Source organism: Nocardia sp. NBC_01327, from assembly GCF_035958815.1.
In the GTDB taxonomy this organism is placed as follows: domain Bacteria; phylum Actinomycetota; class Actinomycetes; order Mycobacteriales; family Mycobacteriaceae; genus Nocardia.
Map to the genome: position 1 here is coordinate 3,781,605 of NZ_CP108383.1, position 15,652 is coordinate 3,797,256.

Genomic DNA, 15,652 nt, shown 5'->3' on the forward strand with positions numbered 1-15,652 from the left:
AGCCTGGAGGTCGGTGCGGTCCGTCCTCGGGAATGGCCAACACGCGAACCGGGTGGTGATGCTGGTGGTAGGCGTCGCAATGCTGGTGTCCGCGTGCGGCAGTGGCGGCGGGAGCAGCTCGGGTCCGAGTCAGCTGCAGCCGCCCACGTCCACCACCCGTCTGCTGCAGAGCGCTCCGACACCCGACCCCACCACTCCGGACGGGGTGGCGGTGGCGGCGCTGCGGGAGATATTCACGTGGTATCCGGCTACCGAATCGCAATCGGCCGCGCTGGCGCGGGCGCGGAAATGGCTGGGTCCCACGCTGATCCGTACACTGGACACACCACCCACGAGCGCCGAGACGCCGAAGGCGACGCTGCAGTGGGCCGATTGGGGCAAGGCCGGGGCACACGTCGAGGCATTCGTATTCGCCTCGGGTGAGACGGCTCCGCCGGGCGCGGATCCGAATCGGCAGCAGTACAAGATCGGTATAGAGCAGACGGTCGTCTATCCGGACTCCCGGCGTGAGCCGCTACCGGGCAGTACGGTCGTCGCCACCGTGGTACGCACCAGCGGCAGCTGGCTGCTTGACGAATTCCGCTGAGCAGCAACGAGATACAGGTCATCCAGGAGGCTAGAGATGGCGAAGAAACCGGTGAAGGACCCGGCCGATCCCGGGCCGGACACCACCCTGCATTTGATCTACGCGGCGGGCGCGATCCTCGGAACGCTGTGGCTGTCAATGCAACTGGGTAACCTGCTGTCTTCTCCCAGACAAACCATTCCGATCAATCCGATCGCCCTCGCGATCGCGCTGGGCAAGGGCACTCTGCACTGGCCGATGCTCTCCACCGTGTTCGTGGTGCTGGTGATCGCGGCCGCGGCCGCCTACGTCTTCATGAAGAAGAGAATGAAGACCCGCGCGGCCGTCGGGCGACTACCGGTGGACGACAAGGCCGAGCATATGGGCAACGGCGGCGCCATCAGCGCGCTCACCGAGGCCGGTGTGCGCGCCAAGGCCGATCAGCTCGGTATGCGCTTGGGCCGCAACGATATTCCGGGCGTGCCCATCGGCATGTCGGTCGCCGACAACTGCATGCTGTACGGCTCCTACGAGGATCTGCACATCGATATCTGGGGTCCGCGGCAGGGCAAGACGACCTCCCGCGTGATTCCGGCGATCCTGGCCGCCATCGGGCCGGTGGTGGTCACCTCGAACAAGCGCGATGTCGTGGACGCCACCCGTGATGTGCGCGACAGCAAGGGCAGCCCGATCTTCATCTTCGATCCGCAGGACATCGCGGGCGATCCGATGAATTCCGATGACCGGGCGCACAACTGGTTCTGGGACCCGCTGGCCTGGGTCGATGCGCACAATCCCGGATGTGAGGTGCGGGCCGCGCGGCTGGCCGGGCACTTCGCCGACGCCTCCGATATGTCCGGCTCGGTCACCACCTCCACCGACAGCTATTTCGATCAGGAGGCCGAGGATCTGCTCGGCGGACTGTTCCTGGCGGCGGCGGTGGACGAACGGCCGATCACGCAGATCTGGGACTGGGTCACCAACCCGCTCGATACCGAACCGATCGAACTGCTGCGCCGCTCCGGGCGCTTCCACTTCGTCGCCTCCGGTCTCGCACAGCAGTACAACGTCGACGATCGCACGCGCAGTGGTGTTTTCGGCACCGCCAAGAAGATGGTCGGCTGTCTGCGCATGTCCAATGTGCACCGCTGGATCTCCCGGGAATTCGGTGGTCAGCAGTTCGACGAACTGGCCTTCATTCGCGACAACGGCACCCTGTACTGCCTCTCGCTCGAGGGTCGCGGTTCGGCGGCGCCGCTGGTCAGCGCGCTCACCGAGGCGGTCATCGATATCGCCATGCGGGAGGCGTCGCGCTCGCACGGCGGCCGGCTGGAGATCCCGCTGCTCGCGGTGCTCGACGAGGCCGCGAATGTGGTGCGCTGGAAGGATCTTCCGAAGCAGTACAGCCATTTCGGCTCGCGCGGCATCGTGGTCATGACGGTGCTGCAGTCCTGGGCCCAGGGCGCGCGCTGCTGGGGTGTGGACGGTATGGAGGCGCTGTGGGCCGCCGCCAATGTCAAGGTGCTCGGCAGCGGCGTGGACGACACCAAGTTCCTGCAGGAGCGCTCCGAGGCCATCGGCGATTACGACAGCGTGTCCTCGTCGGTCTCGGAATCCTCTGGCGGCAAGAGCTATTCGCGGTCGCTCGGCTCCTCGCGCACCTTCAATGTGCACGGTCTGGCCACGCTGCCGCGCGGCCGCGCCATCGTCTTCTCCTCCGGCGCGCCGGCGGTGCTGGTGCGCACCGTGCCGTGGTGGGAGGGTGAATATGCCGACGAGGTGAAGAAGTCGATCACCAACCATGATCCGTCACCGCGTCGCAAGACCGAGATCGCTGATCTGATCGGCGGACCCTCGCTTATCAAGGCCGAGCCGGCGTACGACGCCGGGCAGATTGAGGAGGTCCGGCCGCTGTGAACGAACAGCAGGAAACACCCATGGTCTACGCGAGCGTGGTCGAGTTCGTGGAGAACTATCTGAGCCTGGTGTACCGGCGGCAGGTCACCGATATCAGCGACACCGTGTGGTGCCCGGAATGGTGGAAGCACGCGGAGGCGGTCGCGCGGCTCGATGCCATGTGGCGGGCGTGGGAGCACTTCCGCAAGGACGGCAAAACCGGTCTGAGCGTGTGGTTCCTGGATCACGCCGATCCGCATATGGCGAAGCTGTTCGACCCGAAGGGGCCGTTCAAGTACTGCAGCGTGCGCAATGGGCACAAGGACATGCTGACGCCGTTGCCGCTGAAATCACCGCAGCAGGGGCTGTTCAGCGATCCGAACATGGGTGATTTCCACATGTGAACCGGATCGTGCGGGAGTGCGTTGTGGCGGATCGTCTTTCGAGCGATCCGCCGCCTTCGCGTCTGGGGGGCTGGAAGTCAGGAGCGGACGCGTTCGCGCCCACGGGCTTCCATCTCACGGGCCCGGCGCTGTGCCACCGCGGCCTCCTGGTCCTTGGCCCGCACGGCTTCCTGTGCCGACTGTGCCTGCCCGACCTCCATCAGCATGCGCACCGCGGCCAGTTCGGGCGCGATACCCATGCGGGAAAGATGTTGGGCCAGAGCGGTTCGGCGCTCGACGGAGTCGTATCGCGTGAGGGATTTGTTCGCGGCGGCGGCCTGGGTCGCGGCCATGCGGCCGGCCTCTGCCTGTGCGGCGAAACGATCCTTCTCGAGTGATACGCCCTTGTCCAGCGGCGGTTTTTCGATCATGCGCGCAAGTTCGACATTGCGCGGATCCTTGGCCTTCGCATCAGCGGCTTCGCGCAGCTGACGTTCACGGCCTTCCTTCTGCCGGGCTTCGGTGACCTTGACGCGGGCTTCCGCTTCCTTCTGGCCACGTTCCCGGGTGCGCAGCGCGACAAGCGTCGCGAGCTGCAACATTTGCCTCATCATCGCCGCGGTTTCGCGGCCGATGTCGTCGAGTTCCTCGGCCATTGCCTGCTCCCCGATGCTGCAGTGATCACTATGGATGATTGTGGTGCTTCGTCACGAACCTCGCCACACGAACGGTGATTCGGATAGCTGAGTCCCGCCTGCAAACGTGACACCGGGAGCGAGAGTGGCGTTGGGGGGTGCGGCCCGATGGGGTTGGCCCGGTGGGCTTTACTACGCCGCTTCGTACTCCGTTCTACGAGATTACCAGCGAAAACTCAGATACCGCCGCACGCGCGCGTCGCGATACAGCATATATCGCACAATTCCGGCAGCGTGCGGGAAACTCAGGATTTTCTTTGGTTAGGAAAGCCTTACACAGGAGGTTCGGTGGCCGAATCTCGGACGTTTCGCCGGAAACTGAACGGGCCCGGCATCATCGCGATGCCGGGCCCGAAATGCCGTGTTGGTCAGTCGATTCGGACCGACTGGATGGTTACGTCGGTGGCGGGCTTGCCGTCCTGGCCGCCGCCGGTGACACCGGCCTTGGCGACCTTGTCGAGCGTGGCCAGTCCGGCGTCGTCGATGGTGCCGAAGATGGTGTACTGCGGCGGCAGCTGCGAGTCGCCGTAGACCAGGAAGAACTGGCTGCCATTGGTGCCGTGGCCGGTCTGATCCGGTCCGGCGTTGGCCATGGCGATCACGCCGCGCTTGTAGTTCACCGGCGTCTGCGCGGCCTGATCGTTCGGGTCGTACTGATCGGTCGGGTACTCGTTGTCGAAGGCGTACCCCGGGCCGCCCTTACCGCTGGCGGTCGGATCGCCGCACTGCAGCACCTGCAGGCCCTTACCGGTGGTCATCCGGTGGCAGCTGGTGTTGTCGAAGAACTTCTGCTTGGCCAGACTCTCGAAAGAGTTGACGGTGCAAGGAGATTCGCCCGGGTTCAGGGCGATGCCGATCGGGCCCTGGCTGGTCTGCAGGTCGGCCTTCGGGGTGCCGGCCGTGGAGATATTGTCGGTGCCGGGCTTGCTCACCTGGCGATCCGACGGCTGCTGCTGTGCCACACGGTAATCGCAGGTCACCGTCGCGGGCTTGGCCTTCGCCGCGGGCGGCGCCGCCGAAGCGAGCGAGGCGTCCGGGGTTTCGGAGGCGGCGGTGGTGCTGGTGCTGTCATCACCCCGCGTCAGGAAGTAGATGCCGACACCTGCCGCGACCGCGACCACGACGCCCAGCGCTGAGGCGGCGATGGTCAGTTGCTTGCGCTTGCGCGCCCGCTGGGTCCGGTTGGCGACCTGACGCTCCAGCTTCCGTTTCGCTGCAGCGCGTCGCTGTTCATTGCTCGGCACTAGCTAGTCCCTCCGTATCGGTTGCTTCCGGCATAAGAGTGTGCCATCACTTCCTGAGACGACCCCTTATAACCGGTGCACACTAACCGGTTGGACTTGGGAGAGCACGATGGGGAAAACTGAACCTCGTGACCGAGACCAGCAGCTTCCGTGCCCCGAAGGGGGTCCCCGATTACCTGCCGCCCACCTCAGCGGAGTTCGTCGCCGTGCGCGACGGGCTGATTCATACCGCGCGACTGGCCGGGTACGGGCACATCGAGCTGCCGATCTTCGAGGACACCGCCCTGTTCACGCGGGGTGTCGGCGAGTCGACCGACGTGGTCAGCAAGGAGATGTGGACCTTCGCCGACCGCAAGGGCGAGAGCTACACGCTGCGGCCCGAAGGCACCGCCGGTGTCATGCGCGCGGTCATCCAGCACGGTCTCGACCGGGGGGCGCTGCCGGTCAAGCTCGCCTACGCGGGCCCGTTCTTCCGCTACGAACGGCCACAGGCGGGCCGCTACCGGCAGCTGCAGCAGGTCGGTGTGGAGGCCATCGGTGTGGACGATCCGGCGCTGGACGCCGAGGTCATCGCCATTGCCGATACCGGGTTCCGCTCGCTGGGCCTGGACGGTTTCCGGCTCGAGCTCACCTCGCTCGGCGACGAGACCTGCCGCCCGCAGTACCGGGAACTGTTGCAGGAGTTCCTCTTCAAGCTGCCGCTCGATGAGGAGACCCGCCGCCGCGCCGAGATCAACCCGCTGCGCGTGCTCGACGACAAGCGGCCCGAGGTCAAGGAAATGACGGCGAGCGCGCCGCTCATGATCGATCACCTGTCCGAATCCGCCAAGGCGCACTTCGACCTGGTGCTGGGCTACCTCGACGCGCTCGGCGTGCCGTACGTGGTCAACCCGCGCATGGTGCGCGGCCTGGACTACTACACGAAGACGACCTTCGAATTCGTGCACGACGGTCTGGGCGCGCAGTCCGGCATCGGCGGCGGCGGCCGCTACGACGGGCTCATGGCCGAGCTCGGCGGGCAAGCGCTCTCGGGCATCGGCTTCGGCATCGGCGTGGACCGCACCGTGCTCGCCCTCGCGGCCGAGGGCAAGTCCGCCACCGACGGCTCGCGCATCGACGTCTTCGGGGTGCCGCTCGGCGATATCGCCAAGCAGCATCTGGTGGCCCTCGCCGCGCAGCTGCGCGGCGCCGGCATTCGCACCGACCTCGCCTACGGCGGGCGCGGTATGAAGTCGGCCATGAAGGCCGCCGACAAGTCCGGTGCGCGTTTCGCATTGGTGCTGGGCGACCGGGAGGTCACCGAGGGCGAAATCGGCCTGAAGGACCTCAGCACCGGCGAACAGCGCCAGATCCCGCTGAACGAAGCAGTCGCACAACTGACCGCCGCCCTCACGGGCAAACAGCCCTGACGAACCCAACCGCGGCCCGGCAGCGAATCCGCTGTCCGGGTCGCGGTTGCCGGGCGCACATAGCTCGCCGCGCACCAAATGTCCGGAGATTCCGTGCGCGGCAGGGGAAATCGTGCGCAGGACGCCGGGGCCGATCGGCCGTCCGGACCCGTCTGCCTCGTGCGAATTCGGCGGATTCGAGTCCATCGCCCCAGTTCCGTCGCCCCAGGCGACAACTGATCCAGTTCCGGTCGGGGTAACTCCCCGGATACGGGCTGACTGAACCACCGCCTGACCGCCGGTCGCCAACGCGACTGCATCGAATCCTAAGTCTGGCCAAAAGGTTCGGGGAGGCGGGAAGAGTCTGGCCAAAAGGTTCGGGGAGGCGGGAAGTGCTGGTAGCGTCCCGGCGGTGTGCGGGAGCGGTGCTTCGTGGCGACCGGCGCACCCTCCGACCGGACGAATGCGCAACCGTGACTGAACAATCGAACTACGGGCCCGATACCGAGGTCGGGCTCGATCTCATCGCGCCGGAATTGCTGGCGCCCTCGCTGCGCCGACTTGCCCTGTCCGCCATCGGGATCGGGGTCGGGGTGGGATTGCTGCTGGCGCTCATGGTGACCTGGCCGCTGGCCGTCGCCACCGGCGTGGTGCTCGGCGCGCCGACGGCGCTGTACGCCATCACGGTGCAGCGGCGCCGGATCAGATTGTCCGGCACCGTGATTCGCGCCCGCACCTGGATGGGGGAGCGGCGGCTGGATCTGGCCCAGGCCGTCGGGGTCGAGATACTCGTGCGCCCGGGCCGGCTCAGTCGAATCGTGTTGCGCGCCACCGCCGGCCGCGATATCCGCATTGTGCCGCTGGCCATGTACACCGATTCCGGCGACGGCCGGGAACTGCATATTCTCGGATTGCGCAAGCTCGCCGACGCCCTCGCCAACTGCCCGCTGGCCGCCGCGCTGGCGGTCTCGGAAATTCTGGTGCTGCAGTCGCGCGCCGAGGCCCGCGACGCCGTCGCCGAGGAGCGGCCGCTGTACCGGGCGGTGCGCATGGTCCGCGATCGTGACGAGGTCTCCGCCGTGGTGCTCACCGATGCGGACATCGCCCAGCTGGCTCGCTAGTCGCCGAGAGCGGTCCGGCGGTCACGACACCGGCTGCCACGTCCCGGTAGTGGCGGCGGAATTGTGACCGTCCGGCTGGCACCACATGGCTGTACCGCCGGCGGACCTGGCGTAGTGGTCCCGCTGAGCACTGCATCTCGCCCCGGGCGCCGGGCTGACGGCGGGCAAGACGCCCGGGCGTCTCCACTGGTAGAGCCGTCCGTCACCGCCGGGGGCGCACAGCAGCGTCGAGCCGTCGTTCGCGGCCCGGAACGTCCCCGCTTCGTTGGTATTGCACAGCGATCCGACGACGGGAGTGCTCTCCTGGAGCCACACATATCCACCGTCCCCGGCGGTATCGCAGGTCAAAATGACCCCGCTGTCCTTCGTAATGGTTTGTCCGGGCGTCGTGCACTGCTGATGAACGGCGATATCCGCGGCGCTCGTCGTGGTCGGGGTCGTCGTGGTGGTGGAGGGGGAGGTGGTGGTCGAATCCTCGGTGGTCGTCGGCGCCGCCGTGGTCGTGCGCGCGACTGTCGTCGGGGCCGCCGGCACGGTGGTGGCTCGGGCCGGCGCGGCCGAGGCGCCGGAGTTGTTCGGTGCGAACTTCTGATGCAGGAGCACCGCTCCGAGAACGAGCACCCCGCAGGTCAGTGCGGCAATCAGCCCGATGATCGTGTAGCGGCTCGTCCGCGATGCACCGGAACCGGCGCGCGGCGCGGCGCGGCCCGGCTCGTAGTCATCGGAGATCACCTCGAATACCTCGGTGTCCTGTGACCACACATCGTCCGGCCGGCGGTAATCCGGTGACATCGATGTCCCCAATCCTCGTGACTCGCAGGCACATCGGGACACCCGGCCCGCCTTTCGGGCAGCATACGACGAGCGTCACCCGAATGCGCAGCGAGCGCTTCGGGGTGCACCGCCGTCCGGTGTCACCGCTTCCGGCCGGAGTGTCTACTTCCTCACGAAGGGCCGCACCGGCGGGTGCTGGCGGGTGTGAGCGCGGTTAGGGTCGAAGTGGTTATTCCGACTATCGCTAGGAGTTCGTCGTGAGCACTGCCGCCCGGTCGACGCCTGTGACCGTCACCGTGACCGGCGCCGCCGGACAGATCGCCTACGGGCTGCTGTTCCGCATCGCCTCCGGCGCGCTGCTCGGCCCCGAGACCCCGGTGCGGTTGCGACTGCTCGAGATTCCCGCTGCGGTGTCCTCGCTCGAGGGTGTGGCGATGGAGCTAGAGGACGGCGCCTTCCCGCTGCTGTCCGGCATCGACATCTCCGATGATCCGTGGGTCGGCTTCGACGGCGCGAATATCGCGCTGCTGGTCGGCGCCCGGCCGCGCACCGCGAATATGGAGCGCTCCGATCTACTGGCCGCCAACGGCCCGATCTTCACCGATCAGGGCGCGGCCATCAATGCCAATGCGGCCGCGGATATCAAGGTGCTGGTGGTCGGGAACCCGGCCAATACCAATGCCTTCATCGCCATGAACAATGCGCCGGATGTGCCCGCCGGGCGGTTCACCGCGCTCACCCGCCTCGACCACAATCGCGCGATTGCGCAGGTGGCCAAGAGAACCGGTGCGGCAGCGGCCGATATCCACCGCGTCGCCATCTGGGGCAATCACTCGGCGACCCAGTACCCGGATCTGAGCTATGCCACCGTCGGCGGCCGCGCCGCGCTCGAGCTGATCGATGATCAGCCGTGGGTGGAACACGACTTCATCCCCACCGTGCAGCAGCGCGGCACCGCCATCATCAAGGCGCGCGGGGCCTCCTCGGCGGCGAGCGCGGCCAGTGCCGCTATCGACCACATCCACGACTGGGCGCTGGGTACCGCGCCGGGCGAATGGGTTTCGATGGCGGTGCCGTCGGACGGGTCCTACGGCGTGCCGGAGGGGCTCATCAGCTCGTTCCCGGTCACCTGCGCCGCGGGGGAGTACAGCATCGTGCAGGGGCTCGAGATCGACGAATTCTCGCGCGGCCGAATCGATCTCAGTGTCGAGGAGCTGGCGGCCGAGCGCGATGCGGTCATCGAGCTCGGCTTCGCCAAACGTTCCTGAACCGGGTCTTCGGGTAAGAGCGGTCAGCTGACCTTGGCGATGACGTTCTCGCCGTACCAGTTGATCTTCTTGATCTTGTCCTCGAGGGTCTCCGTATCGTGCTCCTTGGCGTAGGAGTTGCGGAAGCCCACGATCACATCGGTGATGCCCTTCTCCTCGACGCGCTTCACACCGTCCGGGGTGTAGGCGTCGTAGGAGACGGCGTGGATCTCGAATTCGCCGGGATTGTCACGCTCACTGCGCAATTCGTTGATGCGCGCCAGGTACTTGTCGAGATCCTCGGCATTGCCGCCGGCGTGCATCCAGCCGTCGGTCAGCCGCACCGCGCGGCGCAGGGCGGCGTCGCTGTGCCCGCCGACCAGAATCGGCAGCGGCTTGGTGGGCGCGGGGGTCATCTTGATCTTCTGGATGTCGTAGAACTCGCCGTGGTACTCGAAGTACTCGCCGGTGGACAGGCCCTTCACGATCTCGATGCATTCGTCCAGGCGCTTGCCGCGGCGCTCGAACGGCACGCCCATGATGTCGAAGTCCTCCGGCCACGGGCTGATGCCCACGCCCAGCGCGAAGCGGTTATTGCTCAGGCGCGCAAGCGAACTGGCCTGCTTGGCGACCAGCACCGGCGGGCGGATCGGCAGCTTCAGCACGAACGGGGTCAGTCGCAGCGTGGTGGTGGCCGCGGCGATGGCCGCCGACAGCACGAAGGTTTCGATGAAGGGCTTGCCCTCCAGGAACTCACGATTCCCGTCCGGGGTGTACGGATACTTCGAGTCCGACTCCGCGGGATAGGCGATGCTGTCCGCGATGGTGATGCTGTGGAACCCGGCCGCCTCGGCCGCTTGGGCCAAGGGGATGTAGTAATCCGGGTTGGTCATCGCCTCCGCGTAGGTGTAGCGCATCGGGTCGTCCTCTCGACGGTGAGCAAGTCTGCCAAAACTAGAACAGATTCTAGTTCTTGCCGTGATGTTAGCCCGCGACGGGCGCATTGGCGATGGGTCCGAGCGAAACGGCTGTATCAGTCTCGAAGTCGCTGAGGTGCAGCATCTGTTGTAGCGCGGTGTCCGCCGCGCGTGCCCCGGGGGTCTCGGTAGCTGAGATCGCTCGCCCAAAGGGTTGCCCCGGCAATCTGGACCTTGTTCTAATCGCTGTCATGACCATTGCCATCACCGGATCCGGCTCGGGCATCGGAGCGGCCACCGCCGCCGCGCTCGCCGCGGCGGGACACGACATCATCGGCATCGATCTGCGCAATGCCGACGTCACCGCCGACCTCACCGATCCGGTCGCCCGCGCGGCCGCCGTCGAGACGGTGCTGGAGCGCTCCGGCGGCGTGCTGGACGGGCTGGTGCTCTGCGCCGGCGTCGGCCCGCAGGTCCCCGATCCGAATTTCGTCGTCGAGATCAACTACCGCGCCACCATCGCCTTCCTCGACGCGCTCTTCCCCGCCCTGCAGAAGGGCGAATCGCCTGCGGCCGTGGTGGTTTCCTCTGTCGCCTCCACCCACATCCCGTGGGCCGAGAACCCGATCAATCTGGGCACCGAGGCCGAAGCCTTCGCGCAGGCAGGCGATTTCGCGGGCCAGTACGCCTACGCCTCCTCCAAGAACGCCGTCACCGTCGCCGTCCGCCAGCGCGCCGTCGAATGGGGCGCCGCCCGCGTCCGCCTCAATACCGTCGCCCCCGGTAGTGTGAACACCCCGCTCCTGCAGGCCGGCCTCGACGACCCCCGCTACGGCGATGCCATCCGCAATTTTGTTGCTCCCATCGGCCGCAACGGAACTCCGGAGGAAATCGCCTCCCTGATCCAGTACCTGCTCGGCGCGAACGCCGGTTTCATCCACGGCGCCCAGTTCGTCATCGACGGCGGAATTGACGCGCAGGTCCGTCCGACGGCAGTCTGATCCCCACGCCGGGCACGACCCGGCGCCACGAACGGTGGTTGAGCCCGCGGGGTGTACTGCGGATCGGCTCGGCACCAACGATGCCGCGGTCTCGGAGCAGCTACTCCGATGGCCGCGGCATCACCCCCTACCGGAGTCACCGGGCCGTGTGAAACGCAATCTCGGACGGTGTCGAGGTGCCTGGGCTCCGGGTAGTGGCATGCCGCCGTACGTCACCCTGGGCGCGAGTGCCAGGTAGAAGGTCGTTCCCGGTGGGCCTGAAGCGCGTTGCGGCCCACAGTTTTCCGCTACTGCACGGGTCAGTGCTTGTTCATCGCCCGGCTCGGGGATCGAATCACGCGTTATCGCTGTCGAAGTCGCCGGAGATCTCGTCGGCCTGGCCGATGACGCCGGGGCCGGAAGCGCCGAGATCGCTGGTGAGTTCGCTTTCGCCGGAGACGTTTTGGTAGGGCTGGACGGTGCGGGAGTGCGGCTGATCGCTGCCGCCGCCCTTGCCGCCCGCGCCGCCGCCGGGGGAGCCCATGAAGCCCGGGCTGCCGGGGCCGCCGACGCCACCCATGCCGGGAGCGCCAGAGCCGAAAGGGTTGGCCTGGGCGGCAATTCGGCCGCCGGGGATCGAGGAGCCGGGGCCGCCGGGGACCGACGGGAGGCTGCCGCCCAAGCCGCCGCCACCGGCACCGCCTGCGCCGCCACCTGCACCTGCGCCGCCACCGCCGCCTTCACCGAGACCTGCGGCCTTGGTGTCGAGGCCCGAGGCCGGATCGAATTTTGCGGGGTCGGTGGCCGACTGGTTCGCCACGCCTTCCAGGAGCGATTTGGCCTGCTCGAGAATCGGCTGGCCGACATTCTGCGCGAGGGACTGGGCGACCTCGGCGGGGTTGGGTGCGCCGTTCTGACCGGCCAGTTGGGCGATGATGCCGTTGAGTTGCGCTGTGTAGCCGGACAATTCGCCGTGGGTGACGTTCACGACCGTGATGGCGGAGCCGAGGTGTTCGGTCGCCGCGGCGATGAGCGCGGTCTGGCCCGGGGGCGTCAGGGCCACCGGGGCGAGTGCGGTCGCCTGCGCGGCGAAGGACTGGGCGATGGCGGTGAGCTGGATATTGCCGCGCTGCACCACCGCCGCGGCCTGCTGGGTGATCGCCGACAGATCGACACCGCGCTGGCTGGTCTCGTGGCCGTGGTTCTGCGCCTGCTGACCCGCCGACTGCGCGGTGCTCGACGCCTGGCCCTGCCAGAGCCCCTCGACCGTTTTGAGCGCACCGCTGCCGACCTGGACCGCGCTCTCGATGAACTTCGAGCCCTGACTCAGCAGCGAGGCCGGATTCAGCGTGCCCAGCACCCCGGTGCCGAAACTGTTGATCAGATCCAGGAATGGTTTGAACAGTGCGTCGAGACCCGGAACGGCCGGAACCGGCAAACCCTTCATGAGATCGCCGACCGGATCCGCGGACAGCGGCGGCAGCACCGGAGCGATCGAGCCCTGGGTGAACGCGGCCTGCGCGGCATGGAGCGCGGCAGGCGCATTGCTCAGCGCGGCTTGGGCATTGCCGAGCACACCCTGGGCATCGGCCAGCGCCCGCTGTGCGCCCGACAGCACGCCGTGCGCGGAATCGAGGGCGGGGGACAGAGCGCCCTCCAGCGCCGAGGCCGCATGGGTGTCGCCACCGTGCGCACCGCCCGGCAAACCACCGGACAGCGGTGTGCCCTGCTGCTCGAATTCCTTGCGGGACAAGGCGAATTCCGGTGCCTCGAACCCTGGAATATCGGCGGGGAGCGGGCCCAGGGGCAGATCGAGCAAGGTGCCGGAGGGTACTGCGCGGGCTACATCCTGTCCGGCTGCGATCGGCTGCGCGGGCGCGCTGATCACCCCGGAATCGAGCGCCCTCATGCCTGGCTACCGATCTGACCCGCGACCGTGCCCAGCCCGTCCGCGAAGGATCCGTCGGTGGAGTCGTAGGTGGCGGCCGAGCCGAAGGCGGCCTGCCCGAGGTGTGAGAAGCGCGCCGAGAGCGCGTTGATATCCCTGTCGTGCAATAGTTCGGCGACCGCGAAACTGGCCAGGAAATCCGCCCCGATGAGCCCGAAGACCGGCGTCATGGCGGCGACGTGGGAGGCGGTGTCCAGCCCGCCGGTGGCGGTGATATCGCCGGCCACGCCGTCCTGTGTCGCGGCGAAGGTGCGTACCGCATCGGTATCGACCGACAGATCGGCCATCAGTGCCCCCCAATCGTCGTGAACATGCGGTTGCGAATATAACGCACTCAGCGTCCACCCCGGCGTGCCGTATGCCCCCACGCCGCAGGTGGGAGCGCTCCCGGTTCGCGGCCCGGCCGTTCTTGCAAATTAGAACAAGTTCTATATTCTTCAACTCATGAAGGTCGCAGTCACCGGCGCTGCCGGGTTCCTTGGCACCAACTTGCTTCGCCAGCTTACGGATCGCGGTCACGAGGTGACTGCCATCGATCGCGTCCGGCCCACCACGGACACCCCCGGTGTCACCTGGGTCAGCGGCGATGTGCTCGATCCCGCCTCGATGCGCAGCACGCTCGACGGCGCCGAGGTCGTGTATCACCTGGTCGCACTCATCACCCTCGCGCACAAGAACGATGTGGCGTGGCGGATCAACACCGAGGGTGTGCGCACCGTCGCCGAGGCCGCGCTCGCGGTCGGCGCGCGCCGCATGGTGCACACCAGTTCGATTCACGCGTTCAACCAGTACACCTGTGGCGGTCACATCAACGAGCGTTCGCCGCGCTCCATCGATCCCGAGCTGCCCGTCTACGACCGGTCCAAGTGGCAGGGCGAGATCGAGCTGCGCAAGGTCATCGACAAGGGCCTGGATGCCGTGGTGTGCAACCCGACCGGTGTGTACGGTCCGGTCGACAACACCGGCTCCCGTATCAACGTCACCCTGTGGGACGCCGCGCGCGGGCGGGTGCCCGTCATGATCAGCGGCGGTTTCGACCTCGTCGACGTGCGCGATGTCGCCAGCGGCCTGATCCTGGCCGGCGAGCGCGGCAAGACCGGTGAGAACTACCTGCTCGGCGGCCACTTCACCAATATGCTCCACGCCACCCGGCTCGCCGCGGAGATCAATGGGCGGATGAAGCCTGCCTTCGCCATTCCGGCCAAGTTCATCAACTCGCTCATGCCGGTCATGGAACCGGTCGCGAAGGCGCTCGGCAGCGACCGCATCTCGAAGGCTTCCATGGGCGCGCTGCTGGCGGCGCCGATCGTCGAACACGACAAGGCCACAGCCGAACTCGGCTACCGGCCGCGGCCCGCCGCGGAGACCGTGCGCGACCTGATCGCCTTCTACAACGGGCAGAGCATCAAGGTCGACACGCAGAAGATCGCTTGACACCTGGTAGAACAAGTGTTCGACTTGGGTGGTGCGGTGGCAAAGCCAGACCCTCGGTGCCGATGACGGCGCGCTGCCCGGACTCGAACGCGCGGGATTCGTACGGAGCGTACAGACTCCGGAGTTCGAGGGCATCACGTTCCACGAGGTGCTCTGCAAGAGCGCTCTGAACAAGGTGCCCGACGGCGGCGCCCTGCCGTTCGGCTGGACCATCAACCCGATGCGCGGATGCTCGCATGCGTGCCGCTACTGCTTCGCGCGCGGCACGCACGAGTATCTGGATCTGGACGCCGGCGACGACTTCGACAATCAGATCGTGGTTAAGACCAATGTCGCCGCGGTGCTGCGCCGTGAGGTGCACAAACGCTCCTGGCATCGGGAACCCGTTGCGCTGGGCACGAATACGGACCCGTATCAGCGCGCCGAGGGTCGCTACCGGCTCATGCCGGGCATCATCGGCGCGCTCACCGAATCGGGCACCGGGTTCTCCATTCTCACCAAAGGCACTCTCATGCGCCGGGATCTGCCGCTGCTGACTCAGGCAGCGCGGCAGGTGCCGGTGCATCTTGCCGTCTCCATCGCCATTCTGGATCCGGAGCTGCATCGCAGTCTCGAGCCCGGCACACCGTCGCCGCGGGCGCGGCTGGAATTGGTGCGCGCCTTCACCGATGCCGGCTTCGACGTGAATGTCATGGTGGCGCCGATCATTCCGTATCTCACCGACAGTCGCGCCCACCTCGAAGAGATCTTCCAGGCCATTGCCGACGCCGGAGCGGCGAGCGCCGTCGCTTTCCCGATGCATCTGCGCGGCAGCACCCGTGGCTGGTTCCTGACCTGGCTCGCCGAACAGCACCCGGCGCTGCTGCGGCGCTATCGCACGCTGTATGGTCGCGGAACCTCGGTGACTCCGGAGTACTCCGCGTGGCTACGCGGCCGGATCGATCCGCTGTTGGAAAAACATGGTTTGAATCGCGAACAGCCGGCCGAGCCCGAGGCGCCTGCCGTGCTGTCGCAGACGCCCGACCCGCAGCTGGCACTGTTCGCCTGACGCTCGCTGCGA

Annotated in this window: 15 protein-coding genes; 9 read left to right on the forward strand and 6 right to left on the reverse strand. The window is 67.2% G+C overall.

Annotation, left to right across the window (positions count from 1 at the left end; translation table 11 throughout):
• The first annotated feature begins 58 nt into the window (after positions 1–58).
• The 3 genes from OG326_RS17010 to OG326_RS17020 are packed head-to-tail and all read left to right on the forward strand — an operon-like array spanning position 59 to position 2,865.
• Positions 59–586, forward strand: coding sequence for a hypothetical protein (locus OG326_RS17010; RefSeq protein ID WP_327146506.1), 528 nt, complete (start codon positions 59–61; stop codon positions 584–586).
• A gap of 36 nt (positions 587–622) precedes the next feature.
• Entirely contained in the window at positions 623–2,482 is a 1,860-nt protein-coding gene (locus OG326_RS17015; protein ID WP_327145616.1) for a type IV secretory system conjugative DNA transfer family protein, read from the forward strand.
• Positions 2,479–2,865, forward strand: a complete 387-nt coding sequence (locus OG326_RS17020) for a DUF4913 domain-containing protein (RefSeq protein ID WP_327145617.1) — start codon at positions 2,479–2,481, stop codon at positions 2,863–2,865. The genes OG326_RS17015 and OG326_RS17020 overlap by 4 nt, the downstream gene beginning before the upstream one ends.
• A gap of 77 nt (positions 2,866–2,942) precedes the next feature.
• Here the strand turns inward: OG326_RS17020 and OG326_RS17025 are convergent, their stop codons facing one another.
• Complete coding sequence (locus tag OG326_RS17025) at positions 2,943–3,500, reverse strand: hypothetical protein (RefSeq protein ID WP_327145618.1); 558 nt, start codon at positions 3,498–3,500, stop codon at positions 2,943–2,945.
• 407 nt (positions 3,501–3,907) lie between these two features.
• On the reverse strand, positions 3,908–4,783 hold the full coding sequence (locus OG326_RS17030) for a peptidylprolyl isomerase (protein ID WP_327145619.1): 876 nt from the start codon (positions 4,781–4,783) through the stop codon (positions 3,908–3,910).
• A 128-nt stretch (positions 4,784–4,911) separates the two neighbouring features.
• Here OG326_RS17030 and hisS point away from each other — a divergent pair, with 128 nt between their 5' ends.
• On the forward strand, positions 4,912–6,192 hold the full coding sequence (hisS, locus tag OG326_RS17035; protein WP_327145620.1) for a histidine--tRNA ligase: 1,281 nt from the start codon (positions 4,912–4,914) through the stop codon (positions 6,190–6,192).
• Between the two features lie 452 nt (positions 6,193–6,644).
• Positions 6,645–7,292 (forward strand): hypothetical protein, encoded by a 648-nt coding sequence (locus OG326_RS17040; RefSeq protein ID WP_327145621.1) that lies wholly within the window; start codon positions 6,645–6,647, stop codon positions 7,290–7,292.
• 21 nt (positions 7,293–7,313) lie between these two features.
• On the opposite strand, the gene OG326_RS17045 is transcribed toward OG326_RS17040, so the two are convergent.
• On the reverse strand, positions 7,314–8,084 hold the full coding sequence (locus OG326_RS17045; protein WP_327145622.1) for a hypothetical protein: 771 nt from the start codon (positions 8,082–8,084) through the stop codon (positions 7,314–7,316).
• Positions 8,085–8,323: 239 nt separating this feature from the next.
• On the opposite strand from OG326_RS17045, the gene OG326_RS17050 reads away from it, so the two are divergent.
• Positions 8,324–9,334, forward strand: coding sequence for a malate dehydrogenase (locus tag OG326_RS17050; protein ID WP_327145623.1), 1,011 nt, complete (start codon positions 8,324–8,326; stop codon positions 9,332–9,334).
• Positions 9,335–9,357: 23 nt separating this feature from the next.
• Here OG326_RS17050 and OG326_RS17055 read toward each other — a convergent pair whose 3' ends face one another.
• Entirely contained in the window at positions 9,358–10,230 is an 873-nt protein-coding gene (locus OG326_RS17055; RefSeq protein ID WP_297612676.1) for a TIGR03619 family F420-dependent LLM class oxidoreductase, read from the reverse strand.
• Positions 10,231–10,481: 251 nt separating this feature from the next.
• On the opposite strand from OG326_RS17055, the gene OG326_RS17060 reads away from it, so the two are divergent.
• Positions 10,482–11,231, forward strand: coding sequence for an SDR family oxidoreductase (locus OG326_RS17060; protein WP_327145624.1), 750 nt, complete (start codon positions 10,482–10,484; stop codon positions 11,229–11,231).
• A 334-nt stretch (positions 11,232–11,565) separates the two neighbouring features.
• Here the strand turns inward: OG326_RS17060 and OG326_RS17065 are convergent, their stop codons facing one another.
• Positions 11,566–13,119 (reverse strand): hypothetical protein, encoded by a 1,554-nt coding sequence (locus OG326_RS17065; protein WP_327145625.1) that lies wholly within the window; start codon positions 13,117–13,119, stop codon positions 11,566–11,568.
• Positions 13,116–13,445: a type VII secretion target gene (locus tag OG326_RS17070; RefSeq protein ID WP_327145626.1), complete on the reverse strand. Its 330-nt coding sequence runs from the start codon at positions 13,443–13,445 to the stop codon at positions 13,116–13,118. The genes OG326_RS17065 and OG326_RS17070 overlap by 4 nt, the downstream gene beginning before the upstream one ends.
• A gap of 157 nt (positions 13,446–13,602) precedes the next feature.
• Between OG326_RS17070 and OG326_RS17075 the strand changes: the two genes are divergently transcribed.
• Both OG326_RS17075 and OG326_RS17080 read left to right on the forward strand, forming a co-directional pair.
• On the forward strand, positions 13,603–14,592 hold the full coding sequence (locus OG326_RS17075; RefSeq protein WP_327145627.1) for an NAD-dependent epimerase/dehydratase family protein: 990 nt from the start codon (positions 13,603–13,605) through the stop codon (positions 14,590–14,592).
• 31 nt (positions 14,593–14,623) lie between these two features.
• Positions 14,624–15,640 (forward strand): Rv2578c family radical SAM protein, encoded by a 1,017-nt coding sequence (locus OG326_RS17080; RefSeq protein ID WP_327145628.1) that lies wholly within the window; start codon positions 14,624–14,626, stop codon positions 15,638–15,640.
• Positions 15,641–15,652 lie beyond the last annotated feature (12 nt).